Here is a 10,892-nt window from a genome sequence, read left to right on the forward strand (position 1 = left end):
ATAGCACTAACATCGACATTGACATATTTCTCAAAGAAGCATTACCCAACAATAGCCCTCTGGAAATCGTAATTAAGTCACGCTTATTTATTGAGAAAGAAATTACGCAGCTTATTAAACTTCATTTGAAGGAACCCTCAGAAGTACTGGGGAAATCAACGAAATTTTCGGGAAAGCTGGATTTAGCAGTTGCCCTAGGCGCAATCACGAAGGCAGATATTTAAAAAGGTTTACACAGTGATTAAAGAAAGGTTCAATATTGATTCACCGGGATTAAAATTTCAAATTTGTTTGTTAGTCCTCTGGATTGGACTAAAATTTGCGGCGGATATTGGGTTTCCATTCGTAAAGCAAATGGAAAAAGAAAAATTAAAATTTGAAGTCCTACAGGAAGAACTAAAGCGAAGAGAAGAAGAAAATCATTATCTTGTTGGACAGGTACGAACTCGCAAAGAAGAAATATTGACCATAAAGCACGAAACACGACTAATTGAAGAACAAACAAGGTTAGTCAAAGAAGAAACTCGGGTAATGAACGAAAAAAAAGACGCCTTACACAAAGAAACCGACTCTAAACGGGAACATATTAAAATGCTTAAAGAAACGGCGGAAAAACTGAAATCATCAAGGTAGTGGATGGCCCAACTACCGGGCAGTTTTGTTACAATGTATTGTATTTTTAGTATGTGCATTTAATGGGATTCATTAAGGAGCGGCAGAAATGGTAACCACAGTAGGGCTTATCAGGCATGGGGTGACCGAATGGAATAATCTTGGCAAGGCTCAAGGTGTATCCGATATACCTTTGAACGAAGATGGAATAAAGCAAGCTACTGCATTGGCTAATAGACTTTCAAGCGAAGAATGGGACATTATTTTCTCCAGTAATCTGAAGAGAGCTAGACAAACGGCTGAAATCATACGGCAATCTTTAGGAGTAGACTCTGTATTCATTGATGAGCGTATTAGAGAAATTAATTGTGGTCTAATTGAGGGTACCACCGAGGAAGAACGCATCGCTCGTTGGGGAAATAATTGGCGTGAGCAAAATCTTGGTATGGAAGATTTCCAAATGGTCGCCAAGCGTGGACTAAATTTTCTCGAAGAAAAGATTCTCAAACATACTGATAAAAGAATTTTAATTGTAAGTCATGGGGCATTGATTGGTTTGTCATTGCAACATCTTTTGCCTCAACGATTCAAAAAAACGCATATAGATAATACCTCTTTAACCATCCTTACGCACTCGAACAACGATTGGGCATGTCAGTTATACAACTGTACCAAGCATCTTTAGCAAGTGTGGATTAAACTAACAGGACAACAGCGCAAACAGGAAGCACCTATAACAGGGTGCTTTTTCTTTTGCCCCTGTAGTGCTTTTTCTGTCCCTGCCCTCCCAGAACGGTTCCAAAGCCCCTAGATTGAGCCAGAAACATTACCGTCCCTTTATTGATTAAATCCTCCTATAAAAGTCTAATTCCGTTTATTAACGATTGTAAGAGGTCAAATACAATACATCTTAAGACAACATCGTTATAGCATTTTTTCAGACTATTCCCGAAGATTAAGTAAGTAGCTAAAGAGAACTCGTCACAGCGCTCCAAGGCTTTCTATTTCCTTTTTGTCAGGACGATGGTTCCAACTAGTTTACATTGACCGGATAAAGAAAGGCGGTCTAGTCAGCCGCCTTTTCACACGTTAAACAGACTACATTTGCAGGGGGCAAAAACAGATGATTGAAATTAAATGCACAGAAGTTCACCAGTTTGGTATAGTATCCTTAATTGTTGGGAGAGATTTCCATATGCTTAATAACTCCATTAAGACACTATATATTAGCTTCGATGGATTGGCGCACATATTGGAACTTTCCCCGCACGACTTGGCGGGATCTTACGACGCTGATGTTAGAGACAATGTTCTGTTCTATCGTGATGAAGATTATAAGGTTGTAAAGCTATTTAATTTGGAAGGCATTCCATTGCTTATGAAGAAGTTGAAATACTTCGGTATTTCTGATTACACGATTCATAACGCCAAGAAGCATTTAGAATAGCTTCTAAAGGAAAAGAAGCAACGAGAAGAAGGTGTTAAGCAATGAGTTCGCCAAGACGATTCAAGCAACATGCCATTACTTTAGATGCTCACCATGATATTTATCTGGACATTATGGCTAGACAATGGAACAGGAGCAGAAGCGAAGTTGTGCGAATGCTTATTGAAGAAGCAGTACAGAATAATCCAGAGGTTGTTCAGAAGTTCTTACAGCTAGTCAATCGCAATAAGTGATGTATATACATGGTTGGGATTTCCCGATATTTTGCAAGCGAAGGGGCGACATTGGAAAAATTCACACTTCGCGCTCTAGCTTTGAATATCCCCCTAGGGGTACTCACAAGTATCACAGGCAAGGTGTCATACGATTGGTTTTCAATCGGTTCACATATCTCCTTATCTCCAGCCCCGGACATTCGGGGCTTCTTATTTTGGTCACAAACTTGGTCACGTACTATAAATAATCGTCGGAAACGCAAGGAAACGATAAGAAAAGAAAAAGCCGAAAAACCTTGATACAAGTGGCTTCTCGGCAAAATCGAAACCCCGCGTAATTGCTGGGGTTTTTCTTGTAATATGGATTTTTTTGAGGAATCGTATAGAGGCGCTCTCCCCCAAAGCACAAGAACGTGCCGAACGGCGATTAATTGAAGTCATGAACAGCTTGTATGTACCACGCAAGTAATTTGCTAAGAGCCTTCAGGAGAAATCCTGGCGGCTCTTCTTTGTTAATGCCCTGTCGATCAAAATAGGAATAGCGGTTCAGTGAATAGCTCAAAATGTGAATGTAGTGTTAGCAGATGCGACTGTCTCCATCGACTTATCCTGGTAAAATTCCTCTTCTCTTTAAAAATTCTTCTCCTTCATTCCTATACCATTCCATGAAGTCATTGTTAATGTGATCATGCATTAATATCCCCATATAATCTGTCCCAGGAAGCCTTGATTGGTAATCCTCCGAGGTAATAGTGTAAATATTAAAGTAAATCCAATCTGAATCATTAACTATTTCTATTTGGGTTAACTCTCGTAACATTTCATCCTTGTCTAAGTAATTAAAACTTCCATCTCTTTCGACTATGTAAAATGGATATGAGAGTTGAATCTGTATTAGTTTCTGGTTCTCCTTGAGTTCCGAAGCGATTGATTCAACTTAGGTTTGTGCTTTGTATTCGTGTTCGAATATCCCTGAAATCCATGCATTATTATCACTCTTGGCTTCTATGATATGCATATAATCGTCCTTTAAATATATTGTAATCTCACTAATTTCATATAACGTCTTTATATTCATGAACCCTCACTGGTCGCTTCTCCACTTTATTGAATAAATGTATGTTCTTTTTTATTGCCTCGGCAAGCTCCCCTGCATACGATATGGCGGAGGGATCAACTATGCCCAATTACCGAATTATCGTCGACTTGTCAGACCGGCGCCTTTATTTGCTGGACGGCGACGTCGTAACCCGTGCATTCCCGATCGGGATCGGAACGATGCTTACCCAGACTCCAACCGGAGAATATAGAATCATTAATAAACAAAATAATCCGGGAGGACCATTCGGCGCATTCTGGATGGGCCTGTCCCGTCCTCACTACGGCATTCACGGTACGAACAATCCCGCTTCAATCGGAAGGATGGTATCACATGGCTGCATTCGGATGTACAATCAAGACGTGTTATCGCTGTCCCGCCTCGTTCCAGTCGGCACACGTGTTACAATCCGACTATAAAATAAGATGTGTTGGCAAGCCTGCAACATAATGCCACAATACATCGTCTGTAGGGTGTACATTCCTATACGAAAGGGGCCTTACGTTCGATGAAGAAGAAAGCAGCATTCCTCGTTCTTGTTCTGACAAGTCTATTTGTTTTACTCGGCCAATCCGTCTATGCATTCTCTGACACCAATAACGATCCGAACGCAAGCCAGATTGACAGCCTGCAGAAGCAGGGCATCTTGTCCGGCAGTGGGGACAAATTCATGCCGAACGGCAAGTTGACGAATGCCGAAGGTATCTCCCTACTCGTGAAAGCATTCGAGCTTAAAGACACTAACGTCTATATTAAAGAACCAAAAGCTAGCGATTACTTCACGAAGGTAAAGGACCAAGCTTGGTATTCCTCCGCCTTCGTAACCGCATTCGCAGTAGGGCTGGATTTGCCTAAGGATATCGATCCAGCGGCCGCTATGACGCGCGAGCAGTTCGCCCACTATCTATTCCAGGCTATGACGGTAGATCATGATCTTGCAATTATTATGCTCGCGATCATATATGACGACGAGGAACAAGTAAATCCTGATTATCGTGGCAGCGTCCAAAATCTGCTCGTCACTAAAATTGCGAAGCTCGACAACAACAAATTTAAACCGAAGCAGTCTATTACACGCAGCACAGCTGCCGGCTGGCTGTACAACGCCCTAGAGCTCGTGAAGCAGCAAACCGAACAGATCGATGACAGCGCAGGCGGACTCGCCTACGACATGAAGCTTAGCGTGAATGCTATCAATGAATTGGTCAATGAAGTAACCGTTACGGCAACACTGCCTCATCCAGGCTACGGGCTGCGTATCAGCTCGATTGCATTCAACGACAATACGGCTTTCATTAAAGTTGAAGTGACTCAGCCAGACCCGAATCGTATGTATCCTCAGGTGCTCACTGAAGCTAAGACGGTTACTTACGTGTCGGCCGAGTATAAGCCAATTATAATTGATACGAATTCAGGCATTTATACAACCACAGACGGAGCGGACGAGAGCAGCTCCTCTGCTGCTTAACCGCTTCATAAATGATGGGGTTGTCTCTACAGTCAATAGACTTAGGGACAACCCCTCTTTATTTGGTTCACGACTGCCTCATCATTCTGGAATTGACCAATCAATCGGTTCACAGCCCCATTGCTTCAGCTGCTCATTCGCCTTCGAAAACGGACGACTCCCGAAGAATCCTCTGCTTGCCGACAGCGGACTCGGATGCGGCGATGCGATAATGCTATGCCTCTCTTGATTAATGTAGGAAGCTTTCGCCTGCGCATGGTTGCCCCATAGAATAAAAACAACGGGCTTATCTCGCTCATTCAGAGCCGCAATAACGGCATCGGTTAGCTTCTCCCAGCCGATTCCTTTATGCGAGTTTGGAAGCGCCTCACGAACGGTCAGCACGCTGTTGAGCAGCAATACACCCTGCCGCGCCCACGACTCCAGCGATCCATGCGCTGGCGCCTTGCAGCCAATGTCGCTCTCCAGCTCTTTATAGATATTACGCAGAGAAGGAGGTATGCCAACTCCACGCTTCACAGAGAAGCTCAAACCGTGAGCCTGTCCCTCTCCGTGATAAGGGTCTTGTCCAAGGATGACGACGCGCGTCGCTTCATAAGATGTAAGCTCAAGCGCTTTAAAAATATCCTCTTTCGCTGGATACACCTTCCCAACAGCATATTCCTCTTCTAATGTACGAATAAGCTGCTCATAATACGGCTTCGACATTTCACCCAGCAGCTTGTTCATCCAGTCCTGCTGCTTAATCTCCCTCATACGCTCACCTCATTATTTACTCCAATAAGTATAAAGGCTACTTCAGAAAGCGGCAAATTAAGCGCTGTCGATGTTTCCATTTGCTTTACTCCCCTAATTTGTAATATGCTCATAGAGTAGCTCAGTCGCGCCGACTAACGCTGCGGGAGACGGAGGAGAACGATAGACATGAATACCAATTATCCAATCGAGCAATTCAAGACGTTCAAGAACACCATTACACGTTTTCTAATGGCTTACAAATTCGCGCTTGATGAGATGGAAACGAAGATCGAAATTTTAAAAGAAGAATTTCATCTGCTCCACGAATATAACCCGATTGAACATACGAATTCGAGGCTGAAATCGCCGGAAAGCATCATGAATAAGCTGTTCCGCAAAGGCTGCGATTTATCGCTCGACAGCATCCGAACGAACATTAAGGACATTGCCGGCTTGCGCATAACGTGCTCGTTTATTTCGGACATCTATCGGATCAGTGATATGCTCCACCAGCATCACGATTTGCGAATTGTCGAAGTTAAGGATTACATTAAGAACCCGAAGCCGAACGGTTATCGGAGCCTTCACCTGCTCATCCAGGTACCCGTCTACATGTCCAACGGACTCGAGCATATATTCGTCGAGGTACAAATCCGTACGATTGCGATGGATTTCTGGGCGAGCCTGGAGCACAAAATCTTTTATAAATATAACGAGACCGTTCCACTTAGACTTCTGCAGGAGCTGAAGTCAGCGGCAGAATCCGCTAATGCGCTTGACCGCCAGATGGAACGGCTGCACCGAGAAATTTCCGAGATTAAGGAAGCTCATCATGCAGAGGCCGAGAGGGAGCAGCTGGAACGAATACATATTAGCAATCAACAGTTCCAGATTCCTGCCGCATTACTGGAGCTGATCGGTGACGTAGGGGAAGAGAAGAAATAAAGAAACAGCGTTCTAATAATCAAGGCGCCTGCGACCACAACCGTGGTACGTCAGGCGCCTTTAAATTATTAGCTATGATTACAGATACATCGACATGTTGCGTCTATTGATTTCGAATGTGCCGCCATCCATAAACGACGGTACCGGTTTGCCTTGGGTAAGGTCACTCAGCAGTTTAATGCAAAGCTCTCCCCACACCTTCGGTCTTTGTACGATGATGGACTGCAGCACGCCATCCTTCAGCATTTGCATCGCTTCATCGGTCTTATCGAATCCGATAATTTTGGCGCGAACCTCTGTCTGCTTCGTCAGCTTCATCATCGTCTCCGCACCTTGATAGTCCATATAGACAATGCAGTCGACGTCCGGATGCTCGGTGAGCATTCCTTGCAGCAGGCTGACACGCTGATCGATCGTTTCTTGATTCGATTCCATACCAACAATCTGGATATCCTTGTAAGGCTCGATCGCTTTTTTAAATCCGTTAATGCGCTCCTTCATGTTTTCGAACATATCCGATACGATCGAAATAATTATTTTACCTCTGCCTTTCAAACATTTGACCGCAGCTTCGCCTAACATAACACCTGCCGGGAAATTCTCTGTACCGACAAAGCTGCTAATACCCATGTCTGGAATCTCCTCGATATCGAACGTCACCACTTTGATGCCTTTGCTGACCGCTTCCTTGATCGCATCTGTAACTATAGGCAGCTTGATCGGCGCTATGGCAATACCATCGACGCCCTTCTCAATACATTCATAGATATAGCCGGATTGAACATCTGGCCCCCATCTTTCAGGGGCTATTCTGATAATATTAATACCCAGCTTTTTACCGACTTCCTCCGCACCCTTGAACGTATCTTCGAAGAACGGGATATCGAGTACCGTAATAACAGCGAATGTTTTTTTCTTTTTCTCCAGTTTGCTGAAAGTATACTTCATCAGTCGATCGTCCAGCGCAGTTACAAGCTGATCCAAATTGTGCGATAGCTCTACCATCACTTCAGCCGAATTGTTCTGCGTATACATCATCGACGTAATTTCTTGCGACGACGCAGCCGTCTCGGCTGCAATGACCGAGATGTTCTCAATCGACTGCGCGATGTTCGTTTTATGGCTATCCAGCTGCTTAATCCCATCTCTTACCGCTTTCAACTGGGAGAACATCTCATATGTAGCGTCAGAAATATCATTGAACGCTTCTCTCGTCTGTTGGACGGCCTCCATCTGGCGAACAATAGCCTGTGTCGTATTTTGGATCTTGTCCGACGTGATTTGCACTTTTTCCTGCACGCCGTTAATGGTGCTCACAATGCTGCGAGCCGAGGACAAGCTCCTCTCAGCGAGCTTCTTAATTTCGCCCGCTACGACTGCGAAGCCTTTGCCTGCTTCCCCTGCTCTTGCCGCTTCGATCGATGCATTCAACGAAAGAAGGCTCGTCTGACCGGCAATTTCGGTTATGATCGCCGTAACGTTCGTAATATTTGAGGCCATTTCGCTTAGTTCTTTTATACTTTCATTAATCTCCATAATGTTATTTTCAGAAATTTTGCTGCTATCGAGCAATGCGGTAACGCTTTCTTTGCCGAAATCGGTCATGCTTCTTACAGCCTCTGCCTTCGAGAGCATCAAGCCTGTCGAGTCAGACACTGCTTCAATTTTGTCCACCATATCGGAGGACAATTCGTGCGATGCTTCTGCATCCTCTGCTTGCCTAACTGCACCTGTGGCAACAGCATCAGCAGATTTGAGTATATCTTTGGCGTTTCTGGCTGACTCGTTCGACGTCTCGACAACCGTCTCAATCATATGCTTCACTTCTGATGTGGACGAGTGAAAGTTCGATACGACATCTTGAAACTCTTGAATAATCTTTCCGAATGCTTCGGAGAGCTGCGAAACTTCCTTTACACTATGTGTGTCTGGGACAACCGTTAAGTCACCGTTCTCCACATGCGCAAGATTTTCCTTTAGAATATTAATTTTTCTTTTAAATCCGCTAATAACAACGTTTGATAAAACGATAGCGACAACCGACAACGCAGCCGTTACCGATAACGCAGTTTCCATCTTCGATGATGTTTCCCATGCACCGGTCAACATCATTGAGAGCACAACCACAACCGGAACAATGACTAGTAAAGCTTGAATAAGGTTGAGTATGACTTGCATAGAAAGCTTTTTCATAGTTGTCTAATCTCCTTTTAGTGTTAATATGTACTCTCTCTTCAAAAATACACCACCACATTACTATTCTCCATTATTCGACATATACCTTCAATCTATTAAAGATTATGGTAAGATTTTCTGAAATTTTAAATAAAAAAAACCTCTTTCATCGCTGCTGAGCTGTGCTCTAGCGCTGTGAAGGAGGTTCTTATATATGAATATATGGCCGTTACTCTATCAATTTATCTACTTAGAAGCGACCAAAATTTTAATTTGATCTTTATCTTTAACTAAAGTTTCGAAGCCTTCCGTAACAACATCGTCCAGCTTAATTCGCTTCGTAACTAATTTCTCTGCCGGGAAGTAGCCCTGTTTCATCAGGTTCATAACCGCTGGGAAAATGTCACGATAAGCGATGATACCTTTGACACTGCGCTCCGACAGTACAATGTTGTTCGGCTGGATCGAAGCTTCCTTCTCCCAGATCGACACGATAATCGTCTCGCCTTCAAATGTCGTAGAATCAATCGCTTGCTTCAATACGACAGAAACACCTGTAACCTCGTAGGCCACGTCTGCGCCGCCGTTAGTCAACTCATGGATTTTGGCAACGACATCTGCTTCTTCAGCCGGATTAATGACAGCAGTAGCACCAAGCTCAAGCGCCTTCGCTCCACGCTCCTTGGACAATTCAACGGCATAGATTTCCGATGCGCCGGCAGCTTTCAACGACTCGATGACGAGTAGACCAATTGGGCCTACACCGAAGACAACCGCCTTATCGCCCGCTTTGATTTTACTCATACGAACTGCATGCAAAGCAACGGCAGCCGGCTCTACTAATGCGCCTTGCTCAAGTGTTAAGCCTTCTGGCATTTTGTGTACCCAGCGCTCATCTACAACGGTATATTCAGAGAAACCGCCGCCTCCGCCCGACAAGCCGTGGAATCCTAGATGTTTACAAATATTATATTTACCTTTAAGGCAAGCAGCGCATTTGCCGCATGCAAGAATTGGTTCAACGACAACGGCATCTCCAGCTTTGACACTGGTTACACCTTCGCCTACCTCTACAACTGTACCAGAGAATTCATGGCCCATAACAATAGGAGCCACATCTTTACTTACAGGGTGTGGTGCACCTACTGGAACGAAAATAGGCCCTGCCACATACTCATGAAGATCACTACCGCAGATACCTGTCCATGCAACTTGGATTTTCACACGACCTGGTGTAACTTGAGGCTCTTCGATGTTCTCTACGCGAATATCTTTTGCTTTGTACCAACGTGCTGCTTTCATGATCATTCACTCCATCGATGTAAATTCTACTAAGGTAGTAACTCAAGTATACATGACAACGGAATCAAATAGATGTTAATTTAATGTTAAGTTTTTATGTAGTAACTGGCAGGGTTTATTTACTCAAATCCATATAAAGGAACAGGCTGGATGCGTAACGAATTATATACTGGTTGGAGGGTGGAAGGATTAGCAATAAGGAACTGTGAATATATCATAAGTCAGAATTGCTTTTTTCTACATCTGCAATAATGGGGTTGATATTTCTCCACGTGGTTTAGAGTTAATCAATCTGATGAAGAGTGATTAACAAATCTGAAGAAGGAGGGGCTTGTGCAAGTATTATAGAATGTTTGTATCCGTCAACTATAATCAATCCATTAATTGAATCTATGTCAAACCATCCCAAATCAAGATGTTCATTATTCATAATAATTGATTCGTTTGGTTCATAATTTATTCCCTAATAACTGTATTTTCCGGTTGTTCTCCTTTCTCCATTTTCCCTCCAGGCAGCTCCCACAATCCTCTTACATTCTTAAGCAGCAATGTCCTTCCTGAACTATCTATAATTATTCCTTTGACATGAGTTAACTCCTATTGAATTAAGTTTTTTGATTTAATATTGGAAATTACCGCTAACGTTCTATATCAGCGAGATCCTATTATGCGAACTATCTGTTTCTAGACATGAAAAAAACCCCTTCATTGAACTTGTTATCAGCAAGTCATGTAAAGGGATTTATGAATCGAATGAATCCTGTGTGATGGTACGCTACTTTAAGCAAAACACCGTTATGTACTAAACCAAAAAAATTAAAATGGTGCCGAGGACGGGGGTCGAACCCGTACGTTAAGTCCTGTTAACCATTGGCACAGGCAAAGAGCTTG

General features: G+C 43.4%; 12 protein-coding genes. 8 read left to right on the forward strand and 4 right to left on the reverse strand.

The annotated features are described in order from the left end of the window. From PXY01_RS22665 to PXY01_RS21535, 7 genes are all read left to right on the forward strand, one after another. On the forward strand, positions 1–224 hold a 224-nt coding region (locus PXY01_RS22665; protein ID WP_218028243.1), incomplete at its 5' end, for a hypothetical protein. A gap of 13 nt (positions 225–237) precedes the next feature. Beyond that, the gene (locus PXY01_RS21510) at positions 238–633 is read left to right on the forward strand and encodes a hypothetical protein (protein WP_127573122.1); all 396 of its coding nucleotides are present in this window, start codon (positions 238–240) and stop codon (positions 631–633) included. Positions 634–721: 88 nt separating this feature from the next. Then, on the forward strand, positions 722–1,297 hold the full coding sequence (locus PXY01_RS21515; protein WP_127573124.1) for a histidine phosphatase family protein: 576 nt from the start codon (positions 722–724) through the stop codon (positions 1,295–1,297). Between the two features lie 438 nt (positions 1,298–1,735). After that, on the forward strand, positions 1,736–2,059 hold the full coding sequence (locus PXY01_RS21520) for a hypothetical protein (RefSeq protein WP_127573126.1): 324 nt from the start codon (positions 1,736–1,738) through the stop codon (positions 2,057–2,059). Positions 2,060–2,100: 41 nt separating this feature from the next. Next, positions 2,101–2,292, forward strand: coding sequence for a hypothetical protein (locus PXY01_RS21525; RefSeq protein ID WP_127573128.1), 192 nt, complete (start codon positions 2,101–2,103; stop codon positions 2,290–2,292). A gap of 1,161 nt (positions 2,293–3,453) precedes the next feature. Further along, positions 3,454–3,792, forward strand: coding sequence for a L,D-transpeptidase (locus PXY01_RS21530; protein ID WP_127573130.1), 339 nt, complete (start codon positions 3,454–3,456; stop codon positions 3,790–3,792). An 89-nt stretch (positions 3,793–3,881) separates the two neighbouring features. Then, positions 3,882–4,841, forward strand: coding sequence for an S-layer homology domain-containing protein (locus tag PXY01_RS21535; RefSeq protein ID WP_127573132.1), 960 nt, complete (start codon positions 3,882–3,884; stop codon positions 4,839–4,841). Between the two features lie 81 nt (positions 4,842–4,922). On the opposite strand, the gene PXY01_RS21540 is transcribed toward PXY01_RS21535, so the two are convergent. Beyond that, a complete protein-coding gene (locus tag PXY01_RS21540) occupies positions 4,923–5,597 on the reverse strand; it encodes a uracil-DNA glycosylase (RefSeq protein ID WP_127573134.1) in 675 nt (224 codons plus the stop codon). A 168-nt stretch (positions 5,598–5,765) separates the two neighbouring features. Between PXY01_RS21540 and PXY01_RS21545 the strand changes: the two genes are divergently transcribed. Further along, the gene (locus PXY01_RS21545) at positions 5,766–6,524 is read left to right on the forward strand and encodes a GTP pyrophosphokinase (protein ID WP_127573136.1); all 759 of its coding nucleotides are present in this window, start codon (positions 5,766–5,768) and stop codon (positions 6,522–6,524) included. Positions 6,525–6,602: 78 nt separating this feature from the next. Here PXY01_RS21545 and PXY01_RS21550 read toward each other — a convergent pair whose 3' ends face one another. The 3 genes from PXY01_RS21550 to PXY01_RS22975 form a co-directional block, all read right to left on the reverse strand. Beyond that, a complete protein-coding gene (locus tag PXY01_RS21550; protein WP_127573138.1) occupies positions 6,603–8,717 on the reverse strand; it encodes a substrate-binding domain-containing protein in 2,115 nt (704 codons plus the stop codon). A 228-nt stretch (positions 8,718–8,945) separates the two neighbouring features. Then, on the reverse strand, positions 8,946–10,001 hold the full coding sequence (locus PXY01_RS21555; RefSeq protein ID WP_127573140.1) for a 2,3-butanediol dehydrogenase: 1,056 nt from the start codon (positions 9,999–10,001) through the stop codon (positions 8,946–8,948). Between the two features lie 456 nt (positions 10,002–10,457). After that, positions 10,458–10,550, reverse strand: a complete 93-nt coding sequence (locus tag PXY01_RS22975; protein ID WP_307719408.1) for an NUDIX hydrolase — start codon at positions 10,548–10,550, stop codon at positions 10,458–10,460. Positions 10,551–10,892 lie beyond the last annotated feature (342 nt).

Source organism: Paenibacillus xylaniclasticus, assembly GCF_004001065.1.
In the GTDB taxonomy this organism is placed as follows: domain Bacteria; phylum Bacillota; class Bacilli; order Paenibacillales; family Paenibacillaceae; genus Paenibacillus_T; species Paenibacillus_T xylaniclasticus.

Coding starts and splice junctions, on each gene's coding strand:
- PXY01_RS21515 (WP_127573124.1), top strand. CDS start 722: ATGGTAACCACAGTAGGGCTTATCAGGCATGGGGTGACCGAATGGAAT.
- PXY01_RS21520 (WP_127573126.1), top strand. CDS start 1,736: ATGATTGAAATTAAATGCACAGAAGTTCACCAGTTTGGTATAGTATCC.
- PXY01_RS21525 (WP_127573128.1), top strand. CDS start 2,101: ATGAGTTCGCCAAGACGATTCAAGCAACATGCCATTACTTTAGATGCT.
- PXY01_RS21530 (WP_127573130.1), top strand. CDS start 3,454: ATGCCCAATTACCGAATTATCGTCGACTTGTCAGACCGGCGCCTTTAT.
- PXY01_RS21535 (WP_127573132.1), top strand. CDS start 3,882: ATGAAGAAGAAAGCAGCATTCCTCGTTCTTGTTCTGACAAGTCTATTT.
- PXY01_RS21540 (WP_127573134.1), bottom strand. CDS start 5,597: ATGAGGGAGATTAAGCAGCAGGACTGGATGAACAAGCTGCTGGGTGAA.
- PXY01_RS21545 (WP_127573136.1), top strand. CDS start 5,766: ATGAATACCAATTATCCAATCGAGCAATTCAAGACGTTCAAGAACACC.
- PXY01_RS21550 (WP_127573138.1), bottom strand. CDS start 8,717: ATGAAAAAGCTTTCTATGCAAGTCATACTCAACCTTATTCAAGCTTTA.
- PXY01_RS21555 (WP_127573140.1), bottom strand. CDS start 10,001: ATGAAAGCAGCACGTTGGTACAAAGCAAAAGATATTCGCGTAGAGAAC.